General features: G+C 63.5%; 19 protein-coding genes. 4 read left to right on the top strand and 15 right to left on the bottom strand.

What is annotated here, in order from left to right; genetic code table 11:
- Positions 1-36: 36 nt before the first annotated feature.
- The 4 genes from ACO076_RS06840 to ACO076_RS06825 all read right to left on the bottom strand — a co-directional run bounded on the left by ACO076_RS06840 (position 37) and on the right by ACO076_RS06825 (position 3,762).
- Positions 37-1,347 carry an ABC transporter substrate-binding protein gene (locus ACO076_RS06840; RefSeq protein WP_421725975.1) on the bottom strand — a complete coding sequence of 437 codons (1,311 nt, stop codon included), beginning with the start codon at positions 1,345-1,347 and terminating at the stop codon, positions 37-39.
- Between the two features lie 233 nt (positions 1,348-1,580).
- The gene (locus ACO076_RS06835; RefSeq protein WP_421725974.1) at positions 1,581-2,132 is read right to left on the bottom strand and encodes an MOSC domain-containing protein; all 552 of its coding nucleotides are present in this window, start codon (positions 2,130-2,132) and stop codon (positions 1,581-1,583) included.
- A gap of 16 nt (positions 2,133-2,148) precedes the next feature.
- Entirely contained in the window at positions 2,149-3,558 is a 1,410-nt protein-coding gene (gene leuC, locus ACO076_RS06830; RefSeq protein WP_421725973.1) for a 3-isopropylmalate dehydratase large subunit, read from the bottom strand.
- A 66-nt stretch (positions 3,559-3,624) separates the two neighbouring features.
- The gene (locus tag ACO076_RS06825) at positions 3,625-3,762 is read right to left on the bottom strand and encodes a hypothetical protein (RefSeq protein ID WP_421725972.1); all 138 of its coding nucleotides are present in this window, start codon (positions 3,760-3,762) and stop codon (positions 3,625-3,627) included.
- 89 nt (positions 3,763-3,851) lie between these two features.
- Here ACO076_RS06825 and ACO076_RS06820 point away from each other — a divergent pair, with 89 nt between their 5' ends.
- Positions 3,852-4,628, top strand: a complete 777-nt coding sequence (locus ACO076_RS06820; protein WP_421725971.1) for a phosphodiester glycosidase family protein — start codon at positions 3,852-3,854, stop codon at positions 4,626-4,628.
- Between the two features lie 3 nt (positions 4,629-4,631).
- On the opposite strand, the gene ACO076_RS06815 is transcribed toward ACO076_RS06820, so the two are convergent.
- From ACO076_RS06815 to ACO076_RS06800, 4 genes are all read right to left on the bottom strand, one after another.
- Positions 4,632-5,519 (bottom strand): metallophosphoesterase, encoded by an 888-nt coding sequence (locus ACO076_RS06815; RefSeq protein WP_421725970.1) that lies wholly within the window; start codon positions 5,517-5,519, stop codon positions 4,632-4,634.
- A 78-nt stretch (positions 5,520-5,597) separates the two neighbouring features.
- Entirely contained in the window at positions 5,598-6,413 is an 816-nt protein-coding gene (locus ACO076_RS06810; protein ID WP_421725969.1) for a methyltransferase domain-containing protein, read from the bottom strand.
- A gap of 11 nt (positions 6,414-6,424) precedes the next feature.
- Positions 6,425-7,471, bottom strand: a complete 1,047-nt coding sequence (locus ACO076_RS06805; protein ID WP_421725968.1) for an S-adenosylmethionine:tRNA ribosyltransferase-isomerase — start codon at positions 7,469-7,471, stop codon at positions 6,425-6,427.
- The gene (locus ACO076_RS06800; protein ID WP_421725967.1) at positions 7,468-8,190 is read right to left on the bottom strand and encodes an SDR family oxidoreductase; all 723 of its coding nucleotides are present in this window, start codon (positions 8,188-8,190) and stop codon (positions 7,468-7,470) included. The genes ACO076_RS06805 and ACO076_RS06800 overlap by 4 nt, the downstream gene beginning before the upstream one ends.
- 89 nt (positions 8,191-8,279) lie before the next feature.
- On the opposite strand from ACO076_RS06800, the gene soxR reads away from it, so the two are divergent.
- Entirely contained in the window at positions 8,280-8,714 is a 435-nt protein-coding gene (gene soxR, locus ACO076_RS06795) for a redox-sensitive transcriptional activator SoxR (protein ID WP_421725966.1), read from the top strand.
- A 25-nt stretch (positions 8,715-8,739) separates the two neighbouring features.
- Here soxR and ACO076_RS06790 read toward each other — a convergent pair whose 3' ends face one another.
- From ACO076_RS06790 to ffh, 7 genes are all read right to left on the bottom strand, one after another.
- Positions 8,740-9,108 (bottom strand): SecDF P1 head subdomain-containing protein, encoded by a 369-nt coding sequence (locus tag ACO076_RS06790; RefSeq protein WP_421725965.1) that lies wholly within the window; start codon positions 9,106-9,108, stop codon positions 8,740-8,742.
- A 10-nt stretch (positions 9,109-9,118) separates the two neighbouring features.
- Positions 9,119-9,550 (bottom strand): 50S ribosomal protein L19, encoded by a 432-nt coding sequence (rplS, locus tag ACO076_RS06785; protein WP_421725964.1) that lies wholly within the window; start codon positions 9,548-9,550, stop codon positions 9,119-9,121.
- 95 nt (positions 9,551-9,645) lie between these two features.
- Complete coding sequence (trmD, locus tag ACO076_RS06780; RefSeq protein WP_421725963.1) at positions 9,646-10,353, bottom strand: tRNA (guanosine(37)-N1)-methyltransferase TrmD; 708 nt, start codon at positions 10,351-10,353, stop codon at positions 9,646-9,648.
- On the bottom strand, positions 10,350-10,895 hold the full coding sequence (gene rimM / locus ACO076_RS06775) for a ribosome maturation factor RimM (RefSeq protein ID WP_421725962.1): 546 nt from the start codon (positions 10,893-10,895) through the stop codon (positions 10,350-10,352). The genes trmD and rimM overlap by 4 nt, the downstream gene beginning before the upstream one ends.
- A gap of 2 nt (positions 10,896-10,897) precedes the next feature.
- Positions 10,898-11,323, bottom strand: a complete 426-nt coding sequence (gene rpsP / locus ACO076_RS06770; RefSeq protein WP_421725961.1) for a 30S ribosomal protein S16 — start codon at positions 11,321-11,323, stop codon at positions 10,898-10,900.
- A gap of 48 nt (positions 11,324-11,371) precedes the next feature.
- Positions 11,372-11,716, bottom strand: coding sequence for a chorismate mutase (locus tag ACO076_RS06765; protein ID WP_421725960.1), 345 nt, complete (start codon positions 11,714-11,716; stop codon positions 11,372-11,374).
- Positions 11,717-11,723: 7 nt separating this feature from the next.
- The gene (gene ffh, locus ACO076_RS06760; protein WP_421725959.1) at positions 11,724-13,253 is read right to left on the bottom strand and encodes a signal recognition particle protein; all 1,530 of its coding nucleotides are present in this window, start codon (positions 13,251-13,253) and stop codon (positions 11,724-11,726) included.
- A gap of 360 nt (positions 13,254-13,613) precedes the next feature.
- Between ffh and ACO076_RS06755 the strand changes: the two genes are divergently transcribed.
- The gene (locus tag ACO076_RS06755; protein WP_421725958.1) at positions 13,614-13,859 is read left to right on the top strand and encodes an acyl carrier protein; all 246 of its coding nucleotides are present in this window, start codon (positions 13,614-13,616) and stop codon (positions 13,857-13,859) included.
- Positions 13,860-13,884: 25 nt separating this feature from the next.
- Positions 13,885-14,862 carry a hypothetical protein gene (locus ACO076_RS06750; protein ID WP_421725957.1) on the top strand — a complete coding sequence of 326 codons (978 nt, stop codon included), beginning with the start codon at positions 13,885-13,887 and terminating at the stop codon, positions 14,860-14,862.
- Positions 14,863-15,300 lie beyond the last annotated feature (438 nt).

Genomic DNA, 15,300 nt, shown 5'->3' with positions numbered 1-15,300 from the left:
CCACGAGCGTCGCCCCTAGTGACGCTGGTCCTGCCGCTAGTTTGCGCCGAGGCCGCCGGGCGCCATGATCGTCCCTTCTGCTTTCGCAGTCTGCCATGCATCTTCGAGGCTCTGAGTGAACTCCTCCGGTGTCATGACGCCGAGCAGGAGGGCCTGGAGACCGTCATAAGAGGCGGTCGTCAGGTTGCCCGGAGTGATCGTATCGAGAAAAGCGGGCACGGTGCCGTTGCTGCGGTAGGTGTCGGCCGATTGCCCCAGGTCAGCGGTCAGGCGCGGCACGTCGGCTTGCGCCAACGCATCGTCCAGCGGCCCGACAGGGACGACCCCGTCGCTGAGCAGTATTGCCCGACCTTCGGTATCGAAGAACATGCTGTTGAGGAACGCGACGGCAACATCCTTGTGGTCGGATCCGGCGCGGATATACCAACCGCTGCCGATCGATTCCGTCGGGTGGAGAGTCTGGCCCTCCTCGAATGGCGGCATCTGGAACACACCGAAGTCCGCTGCCCCGTCGCCGGTGATGTTGAGGCCGCCGGAAATGATCCACGGGCCGGTGTAGGTCATGGGCATCTCGCCGGCCCAGAAACTATCGAGCAATTCGGCGTAACCGATCGCAACCGGGCTTGGTCCAAACCAGCCATTGTCGGACATCTCCTGCAGTCGCGCGCTTGCCTGGACGAAAGGTTCGTCGGTCCACTTACCGTCGGCGAAGAGCACGTCGTTGATGCCGTCGGGACCCGCATAGCGGCCGAACATCATTGACTGCCAGTGGGAGATCGGCCACTTGTCTGCCGCCCCAAGACCAACCGGCGTGTCGTATCCGGCCGCCTTCAGCGTCTCGACCGCGGCCTCGAGATCGGCCCATGTCTCGGGAACAGCGATGCCGTTCTCCTCGAAGATCTTCTTGTTGTAGAACATCGCGGTGGTTTCGACCTCGTTGCCGATGGCCCAGAGCTTGCCGTCCTTCGAGGTCTGGTTGATAACCCCGGCCGGAATCGTGTCGCCCCAGCCGTTTTCGTTGAAATAGCCCGTCAGGTCGGCGACTAGCCCGCCGTCGATGATCGCTGCCGGTTGCCCGGGACCGGTGCCGAACATAAACAGGTCGGGCCCCTCACCGGCCGACAGCGCCGGGATCAATGCCGGATTGAAGATGTCCGACGGGTTGACGACGACGTTGATGACGCTGTCGGGGTTCTCCGCGTTAAAGCGGTCCGCGAGTTTGTCGTAGACGGTCGTCTGGCCCGGTTCGCCGCTAACCCAGACCACCACCTCGTTCTGGGCGGTCGCCGGCACGGCACCTGACATTGCGACGAACGCGATCGCGTAGCCAATCCTCGGAATTCTCATATCATTTCCTCCCTAGGATAAGCGGCTGTTAGCCGCATTTCGCACAATGTAACCGGTTTTATTTCTTTCGTAAACGGTTACATTTCGAAAACATGATCATCATCGTGAACTCATCGATCGCTCCTGAAGCTGTCGGATGAGGGAAATCCGGACACGCGCCAAACGGCTCGACGCCTACCGCGCCAGGATCGGATACCTGCAGCCGGCGATGTCGAAACAGAACGCGGAGGCTGCTAGACGCGTTCCAGCGGCTGGTATGGTTCCGCAGGCAGGATCGCAGTGATCTTGTCGCCCGGTCGCACGACACCGCTGACAGCGACCGTGGCCATAACGCCGGCCTTGCGGACGAGCCCGCCGTCGGCGTCCCGGTCGAGGGTCGCCCGGGTCAGGCCATCCTGGAAGTCGTCGAGCTGGTAGCAGGGGTTTCGCAGGCCCGTGACGACCACTTCGGCCGCGTCACCGAGGACGAGGCGGGTTCCGGTCGGCAACCCGAGCAAGTCAATCCCGGTCGTCGTTACGTTCTCACCGATCTCGCCCGGACCGACCGAGAAGCCTTTGTCACTCAGTTCGGCAAACAGCTCGCTCTGGAGCAGATGCACCTGTCGGAGATTCGGCTGGGTTGGGTCCCTGGCCACCCGAGATCGATGTTTGACGGTCGCACCGCAATGGGCATCGCCCTCGATCCCGAGGCCAGCGAGTAGCCTTATCTCTCCCGTCGTCGGCTTGCTGAAGGTATGGCCGCCGCTTACCGCGACGGCCACTACTGTCGGCTCATCGGCACTCATGACGGACGGGAGTGTGTCACGACGCCCCCCATTTCCGGATGTCGACAAACCGGCCGGCGATCGCCGCGGCCGCCGCCATCGCCGGCGAGACCAGATGAGTCCGGCCCTTGAAACCCTGTCGGCCCTCGAAGTTGCGGTTGGACGTCGACGCGCACCGCTCACCCGGCCGCAGCCGATCGTCGTTCATCGCCAGGCACATAGAGCAGCCGGGCTCGCGCCATTCGAATCCGGCATTGATGAAGACTTTGTCGAGGCCCTCGGCCTCGGCCTGCTCCTTAACCAGACCGGAGCCAGGCACCACCATGGCATTGACGCCCTCGCGCACCTTGTGGTCGCCGACGACCGCGGCGGCAGCGCGCAGGTCCTCGATCCGCCCATTGGTGCAAGAGCCGAGAAACACCCGTTCGATGGTGATGTCCTGAATCCGCTTGCCGGCTTCGAGGCCCATATAGTCGAGCGCCCGCTCGACCGCCCGGCGCCGATCCTCGTCGGCGATCTCGGCCGGATCGGGCACCTTGCCGTCAATCGTCGTGACGTTTTCCGGGCTGGTGCCCCAAGTCACGATCGGTGGCAGCTTGGACGCGTCGAGACGTTCCTCGCGATCGAATCCGGCGCCATCGTCTGATATCAGCGTCTCCCAGTGCCGCATCGCCCGGTCCCAATGCTCGTCCTTGGGGGCCTTGGGCCGGTCCTTGAGGTAGGCGTAAGTGGTCTCATCCGGCGCGACCAGGCCGGCGCGGGCGCCGCCCTCGATCGACATGTTGCACACCGTCATTCGGCCTTCCATCGACATGGCGCTGAAGGCCTCCCCGGCGTACTCCATCACATGGCCCGTCCCGCCGGCGGTGCCGATCTGACCAATGATCGCCAGGATGATGTCCTTCGGCGTCACCCCCGGCGGCGGCGTGCCGTCGACGGTGATCCGCATGTTTCTGGCCTTCTTCTGGATCAGCGTCTGGGTCGCGAGGACATGCTCCACCTCCGACGTGCCGATGCCATGCGCCAGCGCACCGAAAGCGCCGTGGGTGGAGGTGTGGCTGTCGCCACAAACGATCGTGGTTCCCGGCAGCGTGAACCCCTGCTCGGGCCCGATGATGTGGACGATGCCCTGCCGCCGGTCGCGTTCGTTATAGTACTCGATGTCGAATTCATCGGCGTTGCGCGCCAGCGCATCGACCTGGATCGCCGATTCCTCGTTGGCGATGCCCTGGCTGCGGTCGGTGGTCGGCACGTTGTGGTCGACCACGGCCAACGTCTTCTCCGGGGCGCGGACCGTCCGGCCGGCCATGCGCAAGCCCTCAAAGGCCTGCGGGCTGGTGACTTCATGGACCAGGTGACGGTCAATGTAGAGCAGGCAGGTTCCGTCGTCGTCTTCGTGGACGACGTGGTCGTCCCATATTTTGTCGTAGAGCGTTTTCGGCTTCATGGATTAGCAACTCATCTTGGATGCGATCGTAGGGGTGCCGGCTTGACCGGCGGCGGCATGCTCGGATCAGAGCGCCGCCGCGCCCCGGGCGGCAACGATGCGCGCATGGAAGCGCCATGGCAGCCGGAAATGGTCGGAGATCAGCCCGACGGCCACCGATGGCGGCCGCCTCCGGCCCATCGCATCTTGTTTCAGCCACGTCATCGCTTTTCTATATCCCAAGCCGTCAACGCATTGAAAGCGTTGTCGGGATATGGTGCGACCGGCCTCGCGAAACCAGGACGATTGATTCGATGACCTCAGCCCGTCTGAAGCACGCCGGGATCGGGCTCGCCGCCCTGCTCCTCCTTCCAGCGGGAACCGGCGCCGCAGTCGCCGCATGCACGAGTGAGACCTTCGCCGGCGCTGACTACACGGTCTGCAGCTTCGACCTCGCCGATGACGATGTGCGGCTGTTCTGGCAGCGACCGGGAAGCGGTCCGTTCGCCACCTTTTCAGCGCTCGCAGCGCATCTCGATGGCCAGGGCCAGAACCTCGCCTTTGCCATGAACGGCGGGATGTACGGCGACGACCTCGGCCCGATCGGCCTCTACATCGAGAACGGCGAGACACTGCAGCCGGCCAACACCGCATCGTCAAACCAGCGTCCGGCGCCGAATTTCTACAAGAAGCCGAATGGCATCTTCTATATCGGCGACGGCACCGCCGGGGTCATGACCACCGACGATTACCTTGCCCGGCCGCCGGCCGCCCGCTTCGCCACCCAGTCGGGTCCGATGCTCGTCATCGATGGCGCGCTGCACCCAGCCTTCATCGAAGGATCGGATTCGCTCAAGCCCCGCAACGGCATCTGCACGCCCACTCCCGCCACAGTGCGAATGGCGATCACCGAGGGCAGCGTCAACTTCCACGACTTCGGCCGATTTTTCCGCGATCACCTCGGCTGCGACAACGCCCTGTTCCTCGATGGCGGTTCGGCGCCCGGCATCTACGCGCCCGATCTCGGTCGCGACGACCCGCCGGGCCACGGCGGCTACGGCCCGATCATCGGCGTGGTCGAGGGCGGATAGCCTTCACGCCTGCGAAGCGCCCAGTTCGACCAGGACGATTTCCGGTGGAACCCGAAAACGCACCGGGAGGATCGAGCACCCCAGCCCGCCGGAGACAACGAGGTGACGATCATCATCGATGATGTGGCCATACGCGAAACGCTCGCCATATGCCGATGGAACGATAGGACGGCCGAAGAATGGAATGTTGACTTGTCCGCCGTGGGTATGACCAGCGAGTGTCAGGCCGACACGATCTGGAACCTCGGCGAAGATATCCGGTTCGTGGGCAAGGAGAACGACGGGTCCGTCGTCAGTTACCTGCGCCAAGGTGCCGGGAAGATCGTCCACACCGTCAAAGCCACCGCGTCCGTTCGGTATCGCCAGTTGATCGCCCAAGCCTGCGAGCCAAAACGTGGAGCCGTCGGCATGGTCGAAACGCTCCGCCCGATTCTCCAACACGGGCACGCCATGACCTTCCAACGCGTCGCGGATTCCCGGCGCATCGCTCCACCAGTCATGATTTCCAAGGATAGCGCGGACGCCAAGTCTGGCCCTTAGTCGACCGAGGATCGGCGCATATTGCGCCGCCTTCACTCGACCGGTCCGAAATCTACTGATTCCCGAGGCGTAATCGCCCAGAAGGACCGTCAAATCCGGCTCGAGACCATTGGCGACTGCCACGATCTCTTCGATCCGCGCCTCCGGCATCCACGGCTCGCAGGCGTGAATATCGGCGACAACGGCGATGCGCGTGATTTCACTATTAGTCGGCCAGCGGGGTGGGTGTAATCGATACGTCGTTACCTGAAGACGAAAACGCGGTTCGATACCGAACGCGTAGGTCGTCATTCCGACACCTGCGACAACAGTCGCACCCATTCCCTTCAAGAACGTCCGCCGCGTGATCATTCCGCGCGCTCCCACAAGCGTGTTCACCCGTACCGACTGCCCGGCAAAGGTGTCCAAAATCGGGGGCGACGACGAGGGTCAGCCGGCCTTGGTGGCGCGGATCGACAGCGACAACGGCAACCGCGGCACGCCGGCCGGCAGGCGGTACAGGCGGTCCTCGCCCCTGACCATCATCGACAATTGGCGATGGGGTAGCGTTTCGTGTTCCGCCACGTGCTCAATCCGCATCCCCGATCTGACGAGTGCCATCAGCAGATCCCCGAGCGGATGAATCCACTCGAAGGCCGTGGCATTCTCGAGTTTGCGGGGATCGCCCGTATAGGTCTGACCGTCGTTGAACTTGAGCGGCGTATCGGCGGGTGTGCGGAAGTCGAACCGCGGCTCGAGCTTGCCATCCACTTCCTCGAGCACCGCGAAACTCGGGTGCGTGTCAGCATAGTAAAGCTGGCCGCCCGGCTTGAGGACTGCCGCCACAACTTCGGCCCAGCGCCAGATGTCCGGCAACCAGACGGTTGTCCCCCACGTCGTGTAGACCATGTCGAAATCGTGCGCGACGAGCGCCGGTGCGTCAAACACGTTGCCCTCGATGAAGCGCACGTCCAGATCGACCTTGGCGGCTAGCATCCTGGCGTGCCGGATCGCGTGCGGGGAAAAGTCGATTCCGGTCACCCTCGCGCCACGGCGCGCCAGACACAGCGTATCGAGGCCGATATGGCACTGGAGATGGAGGACCTTGAGACCGGCGACGTCGCCGATCTCTCCCGCCTCAATCGGCGTCAGGACATCCTCTCCGGCCAGGAACGAGTCGATCGCGTAGAAGCCGGTGACATCCTCGATGTGGATATCGGCGCGGTCGTTCCAGTTGGCGCGATTGGCTGCAAGAAAGTCAGGCATAATGCGGTGTTTTAGGCCGCGATCGTCTCCCCGCCAAGCTTCCGCTCGATCAAAACGAAATCGCCGAACTCATGGCTGCGGTAACCCGCCTTGGCGAGCGCGTTGGTCATGCCCCACAGGGTATCAGCGTCGGCAAAGGCACCGAGCAGCTCGTAGTGGCTTTCCCCCGGCGCGTGGACACCGGACAGAATTGCGTCGACCACCCGGATGGGTGAGCGCGCGGTGATCCGGCCGGTGGCAACGCCGCTGCCGGCTCTGACCGTGCCGTCGGCGTCGGCAGCGGCCTCCAGGGCGCGAACCACTGTCGTACCGATAGCGGCGATCCGCCCGCCACGACGCCGGGTCGCGGCAATCGCCGCGGCGGTGGTGTCAGGAATGGCGTAGCCCTCATCGAGAGGCAATCGCCGATCAAGCTCGGCGTCGCCGGTAGAGGACAGACCGGCGGCGTGCTCCAGCGTCGCAAAACCCACACCCCGCTCCCGCCAACGCGTCACTGTCCGCCAATCAAGCGCAAACCCCGCCGACGGCGGTTCAAAGGCGAGCGGTCGACCGGCGACCGCGGTCCACACATCCCAAAGTGCCAGCGGCTTTGGAACATGGGCGTACTGGACCGGTCGACCATGGGCCGCGATCCCGGCCAGGATCACATCATGACCACCATCGAAGCGGAGCGAGGCCAGGCGGGGATGGTCGAGGCACTGTTCCAGAGTCGCCCGCATCGGCCCCAGCGACAGCCCATCGCCCGGACGAACCGGGGGCGGCGGCGCGCGATCCTCGGTCCGGGTCCTGTAGTCGCCGGCACCGAAGAGTACGGCGACGAACCGCCGGGGATCACCGAGCGTTCCCCACGCCGCCAGTCGGACCTCGATCGGCAGGCCCGACCGATCGTGAACGCCTGTGAGACTCGCCGGCAAGGTCGCGGCGGTGTTAGCCACGACCAGATCGCCCGGCTTGAGCAGATCGCCAAGATCGATGCGCGACCCGTGGCCGAGGTCGCCAGAAGCGCTCACGAGCATAAGCCGCGGCGACCGGCCGCCAGGTTGAACCGCCGGGATCATGCTGCACCTGCTACAGGTCGGGGCGTCGCTTGCCGCAAGACATCGGTCACAGCGCTGACAATCTCAGCCGCCGAATCCGCGGGTCGCTTGAGCGTCACCGGGTCGGCATCGGGGATCGCCGCAGCATGCAGGGGCGTATCCATGTCGCCAGGATCGATCGCCAGGAATCTCACACCCGCCCCCGCCATCTCGGCATCCCAGATGGCCGTCATATGGGCAAGTGCCGCCTTACTCGCGCCGTAGGCGCCCCATGTCTCATAGGCGTTGACGGCCGCATCGCTGGTGATGTTAACGACGACAGCGCCGCGGCCCTCACGGCCGGATGTGGCGAGCGCCCCAAGCAGCGCCCTGGTGAGGCGGAATGGCCCGACCAGGTTCACCGCCAACGCTGTTTCCAGCTCCTCGCATTCGATGTCGGCGAGCAATACCAGCGGCACCGGCCCGAGGCTGGAGGCGTTGTTGATCAGAACATCGAGCCCGCCGAGGTTGCCGGTGATCTGCAAGGCGATCCGGTGGATGTCAGTCTTGCGGCCAATGTCACCGACAATGCCGTGAGCGCCGGTTTCGGCCGCGACCTTTGCGACGTTAGCTTCGGTGCGGGCAACGAGCGCGACCGCGGCGCCGGTAGCGCGATAACGGGAGACGAGGGCGAGACCGAGTCCCGACGTTCCTCCTGTTATCGCCACGCGCAGTCCTCTGATCGGTGGTTCGGATGTCATGGCCTCGCTCCTTGGTTTCGATGCGAGGCTCGTGCTACAAGTTCAAGTTAGCTTGAAGTCAAGCGTTTTCTGACGTTTTTTTCGCTTCCATGGAAACCGTCCTCACCATCAGTGAAGTCTCCCGCCGAAGCGGGGTCGCCGCATCGGCGCTGCGCTTTTACGAGGAACGTGGACTGATCACGTCGGAGCGCCGCGGCAGCGGCCATCGCCGCTATCCACGATCGATCCTGCGCCGGATCGCCTTCATCGTGTTTGCCCAGCGGATCGGGTTGTCGCTTGACGAAATCGGCGCCGAACTCGCAAAGCTCCCGGACCACCGCATTCCCAAACGAAAGGATTGGGCCAAGCTCTCGCGCGCCTGGACGGCGCGGATCGACGCCCGCATCACCGAGCTGGAACGCCTGCGCGACGGTCTTACCGAATGCATCGGCTGCGGTTGTCTGTCGTTCGACCGCTGCCAGCTTGCCAATCCAAAGGACTCGGCCGGTCGCAGCGGCACCGGCCCCCGGTATTGGATGACGTAACGAGAAATCGCCGCTAAGTCGGAGGCTAGTCGCCGAGAACCTCGACTTCGACCGTCACGCCGTCGGTGGTCATCCGTTCGGCAACGCCCGTCGCGTCCTCAGCCTCGTTGAACCCGGTGATCTCGACATAACCTCCGAAAATCGATTCTCGGATCACCGGCGCGCTGACGACCGTTCCGTCGACCCGGATCTCGACCTGCAGGCCGATATTCCGTTCGGTGAACTCGCCGAAGGCAGTCGTGGACTCATCCGACAACCGAACGCGAATGACCGGCTCTTCGGTCACCAAAGACTCGCCAACCTCGGCGGTGTCGATGGATAGAATGAGCGGCTCAGCCCAAGCGGCAGAGACGGTGAGCACCGCCAGCGCGAAGGTGCTCGTTCGGATCAGCACGGACGGTTGGTTACTCGGCGGCGGCTTCGGCGGCCGGTGCGTCGTTCGCTGCTGCCCCGGCGGTGGCGTCCTGGGTCCGTCGCCGATCCTGCTTTTCGGCGATCCGCGCCGACTTGCCGCGACGACCGCGCAGGTAATAGAGCTTGGCGCGTCGGACCTTGCCGCGACGGACCACCTCGATCGAGTCGATCGCCGGCGAGTAGATGGGGAACACCCGCTCCACGCCCTCGCCGTAAGAAATCTTGCGGACGGTGAAGTTCTCGTTGAGACCACCGCCGGATCGCGCGATGCAGACGCCCTCATAGGCCTGAATCCGACTGCGAGTACCCTCCGTCACCTTGACGTTGACGCGGACAGTATCGCCGGGGGCGAACTCGGGGATCGCGCGGGTCGCGGCGATCGCCTCGGCGTGCTCTTGCTCGAGCTCCTGAATCACGTTCATCGGAAACCTCTATCTCACACCGGCCGTCCGCGCAGATCGCGCTGCGGCGGTTCTTGGCTCGGCGGTCTATCTTGTTGGTCGGCCGGTTGCATACTCTAATCGTCGGACTTTGTCGATTCCCGACCCGCGAGAAGATCCGGGCGCCGTTCCCTGGTCAGTTTCAGTGCCTCGGCCCGGCGCCAGGCCGCGATCTTGGCGTGGTCGCCGGACGTCAGCACCTCCGGGATCGGATGCCCCTCAAACACTTTCGGCCGAGTGTATTGCGGGTACTCCAACATCCCCGCGGCGAAGCTTTCCTCGACTGCCGATTTAGGGTTGCCCATGACGCCGGGCAAGAGCCGGACGACCGCGTCGATCACCACCATCGCCGCGATCTCTCCGCCCGACAGGATCACGTCGCCGACCGACACTTCTTCCAGGTTCCGGGCCGTGATCAGCCGCTCGTCCACCCCTTCGAAGCGACCAGCCACTAACAGGACGCCGCCGCCATCGGCGATCCGGCGGACCCACTCCTGGTCAAGCGGCCGACCCCGGGCGCTCATCAGAAGCCGCGGCCGCGTGTCGCCCGCCGGCGACGCTGCATCGATCGCCGAGGCCAATACGTCGGCGCGCATCACCATGCCGGCCCCGCCGCCGGCCGGGGTGTCGTCCACGGACCGATGCTTGTCGCTGGCCCAATCCCGGATATCGCGTACGTCCAGCGACCAGCGGCCCTCCGACAAGCCCCGTCCGGCGAGGCTCAGCCCCAGCGGACCGGGGAACATCTCCGGAAAGATGGTCAGGACGGTCGCCTTGAAACTCATGTCTCGCTTCCGTCAGGCGCAGTGTCGATCTCATTCATCGGAGCCACCATCACCCGTCCCGCTCGCAGGTCGACCTCGGGAACGGCTGCGGCGGTGAATGGGATCAGTAAGGTTTCGCCCTCGTCCGGCGCCACTTCAAGCAAATCTCCAGCACCGTAATTCGGCACCGCTATGACCGTCCCAATCCGTGCCCCATCTGTCGCGACCACTTCCAGCCCGATCAGGTCGAGATGATAGAACTCGTCAGTCTCAGGCGGCGGCAAACGATCCTTGGCGACGGAGAGTTCGACGCCGTTCAAGGCTTCGGCCTGATCGCGGGTGTTGATGCCGAGGAACTGCACGATCATCATATCCGGCGAGCGGCCAGAAGCCTGCCGGATCGTCTCGACCGTCAAGGTGCTTCCATCGGGCGTTGCCAGCGGCCCATAAGCGCCGATGTCGGCAGGGTCGGCGGTGAACGCCTTGACCCGAACCTCGCCGCGGACGCCATGGGCGGCGCCGATCCGGGCGACAATCACCCTCCCGGCCGCCGCCGCGAGCATGATCAGCTGGCAGCGGGTGCTTCAGCCGCTTCCTCGGCCGGCGCATCAGCAGCCGGAGCGGCCTCGGCTTCCTGAGCCGCCTCCTCGGCCTGTTTCGCGGCTTCAGCCACTGCATCCAGACGCTCCTGCGCCTTCTTGCCGGGCTGCGCCTTCTGTGGGTTATTACGCGGCGTCCGCTTGGCTAGCCCGGCCGCATCGAGGAAACGCAGCACGCGATCGGTCGGCCGGGCGCCAACCCCAAGCCAGTGCTGCACCCGCTCGACCTTCATGGTCACGCGGTTCTCGTCATCCTTCGGCAGCATCGGGTTGTAGGTGCCGACGATCTCGATGAAGCGGCCGTCCCGCGGCGAGCGCGAGTCGGCAACCACGATCCGGTAGAACGGGCGTTTCTTGGCACCTGCTCGGGCGAGTCGCAATTTCAGGGACATACGTATTTCTCCAGTTGGAATCTCATGTGTTGAGCGTTGAGCCGTCCATCAGCCCGGTCGGCTGACGAGATCAGCGGATGTGTCGCCGGCCGCCACCGCCTCGTGATGGCGAATGACATGGGCGATGATGAATGTCAGGTACTTCTCGGTGAAGTCGGGGTTGAAGCGTGCATCTTCCGCCAGCCGCCTGAGCCGGGCGATCTGTTCGGATTCGCGGGTTGGATCGGCCGGCGGCAAGGCGTGATCCGCCTTCAGCCGGCTCACCTCCTCAGTGCACCGGAACCGCTCGGCGAGCATGTAGATGATGGCCGCGTCGATGTTGTCGATCGAGACCCGAAGATGGCCCAGCAGATCGCGGGCGCGCGCGACCTCATCATTGCCGGTGTTGCTCATCGGCCCCTCATTTCTTCTTTCCGGGAAGGCCCGGTAAACCGCCCATGCCCGGCACGCGAGGAACACCCCCCGGCAAGCCCGGTAGACCACCGCCAGGCAATCCACCGGGGAGCCCACCCGGCGGCAAACCCGGCATGCCGCCGCCTTTGGTCAGTTGCTCCAGCGCGGTAGGATCCATTTGCGGCATGCCGCCACCGGGCATCCCAGCCATGCTCGCCATCTTGCCGAACATGCCCTTCCCCTTGCCCATCTGTTTCATCATGTCCGCCATCTGGCGGTGCATCTTGAGGAGCTTATTGATTTCGGCCACGTGGGTGCCCGAGCCGGCGGCGATCCTACGTTTGCGACTGGCCTTGAGGATCGCCGGGTTCTTCCGCTCGCGGCGGGTCATCGACGAGATGATCGCCTGCTGACGCTTGAATACACTGTCGTCGACGCCCATCGCGTCGATCTGCTTTTTGACCTTGCCGACCCCGGGCAGGAGCCCCATCACGCCCGACATCCCGCCGATCTTCTGCATCTGGCCCAACTGCTCGGACAGGTCGTCGAGATCGAAGACGCCCTTGCGCATCCGTTCGGCGGCCGCGGCTGCCTGTTCGGCGTCGATGTTGGCGGCGGCCTTCTCGACCAGTCCGACCACGTCGCCCATGCCGAGAATCCGGCCGGCGATCCGCTTCGGATCAAAGTCCTCCAGTGCGTCGAGTTTCTCGCCGACGGCGATTAGCTTGATCGGCTTCTGTGTGACGGCGCGCATCGAAAGCGCGGCGCCGCCGCGCCCATCGCCATCGACGCGGGTGAGCACAATGCCGGTGATCCCGACACGCTCGTTGAACGAAGACGCCAGATTGACCGCGTCCTGACCGGTCAGCGCATCGGCGACGAGGAGAATCTCATGGGGGTTCGCCGCCTGCTTGATGTCGGCCATTTCCGCCATCAGCGACTCATCGATGTGGGTGCGGCCGGCGGTGTCGAGCAGAACGATGTCATAACCGCCGAGCTTGGCCGCCGACATCGCCCGTTTAGCGATCTCGACTGGCATCTGGCCGGCGACGATCGGCAGCGTGTCGATTCCGGCCTGTTCGCCGAGCACTTTGAGCTGCTCCTGGGCCGCCGGCCGGCGGGTGTCGAGCGAGGCCATCAGCACCTTGCGCTTGTCCCGTTCGGTCAACCGCAGCGCAATCTTCGCAGTCGTCGTCGTCTTGCCCGAGCCCTGGAGACCGACCAGCATGATCGGCACCGGGGCGGGTGCGTTGAGGTCAATCGTCTCGGCCTCGGCACCCAGCATCTCGACCATCTGGTCGTGAACGATCTTGACGACCATCTGCCCGGGGGTGACCGAGCGGATGACTTCGGCCCCGACGGCGCGGCTGCGCACCTTGTCGGTGAACGAGCGGACGACGTCGAGCGCGACGTCAGCCTCGATCAGCGCGCGGCGAACCTCACGGAGCGCCTCGGTCACGTCGGCTTCCGACAGTGCGCCGCGCTTCGTTAGTCGGTCGAAGATCGTGCCGAGACGATCGGAGAGAGTGTCGAACATCGCCTTACCGCGCTGTCTCGTTTCGCTGCCGGTTATGTCGTACGCGGGCGGAGGCCGCGCAAGCCAAACCTGTCGTCCATGCACCAGTGTCGCCCGCGGGCGCGACGCGCTGGCGGACGTTGACCTCCGGAGTCCCGCTCCGGGCGGCGGATCGAAGACTGATAGCCTCGAAATGCGGCCGGACCCTAAGGCTTCGGCACAGCGGAAGTCAAGGCAAAGTACTTGCTGGCATCGGCCGATGAGGGGCTTCGGCTTCGGACAAGGCTAATCCTGTTACTTGCTGCCTTGACCACTTGATCCAAGATTGGCCAACCGATAATAGCGCATGCACACTATTTTAGGTCGGACGTTAACATCCAAATGGATACTGACCGGATTCGACGCTGGCTGATCGTCTATCTTGCAATCCTCGTAGGCGAACCCTCCGAATCGATCGAGGCTAACGTTCCCTTCTCGCGGTTTGATATTGATTCCGTCGATGCGGTTCAGATGGCCGCGGAATTCGAGAAAGCGTTCGCGGTTGAAATTGGCCCCGAATTCTTCCTTCGTGGCGAATTGACTCTTGACGAAATGGTCGCGCTGATTGCCGAAACCGCGGTAGTTTAGCTGACCTACAAAAGAGAAGCGGCCGATGCCATCCTGGATCGATCAGTTTTCAAGGCCCGATCCTGCGATTGTCGCGATACTTGAAGACCCCGACGCTCGAGTCGGCCAAAAGCTGCGTGCATGCTCCCACCTCGTCAGGTTTGGTGAGATCGCCACAGCAACGAAATATCTTCTGGAACTGATAGATTCCCCGGGCGCAAGGTCGGGAGTCGAACAGCTGCTGGCGCAATGCCAGGAGCTTCAGGCGCTTGGCGTCGGCGGCGACCCGACGTTGTTGAGTGCTGAAGAAGGCGACCGACATAACCATGACGAAGACACCGATCTCGGCTTTTGGACGATACCGCGCGGTGCCGACACGACGGTTCTAGCCTTCGCAGGTCATTCGAAGCGAATAGGCGTGTCGGCGTACTTCATGGAGCGCATCCTTCGGCGCCAGGATACCAACGTGGTCTTCCTATTCGACTGGCGGAAGACCTATTACCTCGGAGGCGTGAAGGGCCTCGGCAGCAACGTCAACGAAACCGTGCAGAGCCTTACATCCTTACTGTCCGACATGGGGACCCGCAAACTCATCTGTTTGGGCCAGTCTGCTGGAGGATATGCCGCCTTAAGGTATGGCTCGTCTCTTTCAGCCGATGGCGTGCTGGCGTTTAGCCCAACGACGCATCGCGTTGTCACCAGCAAAGCCCGGCTTCAAATACGAGAGGGAACGGGCCGCGAGGCCGACCCGTACGAGCTTGATCTCAGTCGCCAACTCCGACAATCGGCACATAAGCAAACCAAGCGAATCGTTTTTGGTGCGGGATCCGAAACCGACGTTGAGTCGGCAAAGATGCTAAGCGGCCTTCCCGGTGTAGTCCTACAGCCTGTGCCAGAAAACTCACGACACGAGATTCTTTCACAACTGGTTCTTTCCGGTGAGTTCTCCGAGATGTTCGATCGTTTTTACGAAGAGACCGGCCCCGGACGTTGGTCAATAGCAACGAGCGGCGATTCGGCATAGGCGGCAACGCGTATCGCCCGATCTTGTTCGGCACAATTGCCCTTCCGCCTGGACATTGAACTCGACCATACGAAGCTGATCTTCGGCATCGAGGGCGAAGTCCACATCAAGCTCGAACATCGAGGCCACCGGCTGATATCTGTCAACGCGGCAGCACGGCAAGCGACATTCCTGGCTTCATCAAGCAACTCTCGCGCGGCGCGACCGAACAAAAGACCGGAGCGGGGCGGAAAAGCCCCGTCCGGAAGCGAAACAACAAGCAACGTGCTAAAAGCAGGGGCGCCTTCCCTGCGGAGACATCGTTAAGGTGCGTTCGTGACAGCGATTTGACATCAATACCGCTTCGGAAGCAGCGAAAACAGACCGAAATCGAGAAAACGCTGAACCTGGGCGAATGCTGGCAATTCCCCATCGAGTCGGCCATATAGGAAAAAATCT

It is taken from the genome of Bauldia sp., from assembly GCF_965232525.1.
In the GTDB taxonomy this organism is placed as follows: domain Bacteria; phylum Pseudomonadota; class Alphaproteobacteria; order Rhizobiales; family Kaistiaceae; genus Bauldia.
The sequence above is the reverse complement of the archived record's forward strand: the minus strand, read 5'-3'. Positions and strand labels throughout refer to the sequence as shown.

Coding starts and splice junctions, on each gene's coding strand:
- ACO076_RS06840 (WP_421725975.1), bottom strand. CDS start 1,347: ATGAGAATTCCGAGGATTGGCTACGCGATCGCGTTCGTCGCAATGTCA.
- ACO076_RS06835 (WP_421725974.1), bottom strand. CDS start 2,132: ATGAGTGCCGATGAGCCGACAGTAGTGGCCGTCGCGGTAAGCGGCGGC.
- leuC (WP_421725973.1), bottom strand. CDS start 3,558: ATGAAGCCGAAAACGCTCTACGACAAAATATGGGACGACCACGTCGTC.
- ACO076_RS06825 (WP_421725972.1), bottom strand. CDS start 3,762: ATGACGTGGCTGAAACAAGATGCGATGGGCCGGAGGCGGCCGCCATCG.
- ACO076_RS06820 (WP_421725971.1), top strand. CDS start 3,852: ATGACCTCAGCCCGTCTGAAGCACGCCGGGATCGGGCTCGCCGCCCTG.
- ACO076_RS06815 (WP_421725970.1), bottom strand. CDS start 5,519: ATGATCACGCGGCGGACGTTCTTGAAGGGAATGGGTGCGACTGTTGTC.
- ACO076_RS06810 (WP_421725969.1), bottom strand. CDS start 6,413: ATGCCTGACTTTCTTGCAGCCAATCGCGCCAACTGGAACGACCGCGCC.
- ACO076_RS06805 (WP_421725968.1), bottom strand. CDS start 7,471: ATGATCCCGGCGGTTCAACCTGGCGGCCGGTCGCCGCGGCTTATGCTC.
- ACO076_RS06800 (WP_421725967.1), bottom strand. CDS start 8,190: ATGACATCCGAACCACCGATCAGAGGACTGCGCGTGGCGATAACAGGA.
- soxR (WP_421725966.1), top strand. CDS start 8,280: ATGGAAACCGTCCTCACCATCAGTGAAGTCTCCCGCCGAAGCGGGGTC.
- rplS (WP_421725964.1), bottom strand. CDS start 9,550: ATGAACGTGATTCAGGAGCTCGAGCAAGAGCACGCCGAGGCGATCGCC.
- trmD (WP_421725963.1), bottom strand. CDS start 10,353: ATGAGTTTCAAGGCGACCGTCCTGACCATCTTTCCGGAGATGTTCCCC.
- rimM (WP_421725962.1), bottom strand. CDS start 10,895: ATGCTCGCGGCGGCGGCCGGGAGGGTGATTGTCGCCCGGATCGGCGCC.
- rpsP (WP_421725961.1), bottom strand. CDS start 11,323: ATGTCCCTGAAATTGCGACTCGCCCGAGCAGGTGCCAAGAAACGCCCG.
- ACO076_RS06765 (WP_421725960.1), bottom strand. CDS start 11,716: ATGAGCAACACCGGCAATGATGAGGTCGCGCGCGCCCGCGATCTGCTG.
- ffh (WP_421725959.1), bottom strand. CDS start 13,253: ATGTTCGACACTCTCTCCGATCGTCTCGGCACGATCTTCGACCGACTA.
- ACO076_RS06755 (WP_421725958.1), top strand. CDS start 13,614: ATGGATACTGACCGGATTCGACGCTGGCTGATCGTCTATCTTGCAATC.
- ACO076_RS06750 (WP_421725957.1), top strand. CDS start 13,885: ATGCCATCCTGGATCGATCAGTTTTCAAGGCCCGATCCTGCGATTGTC.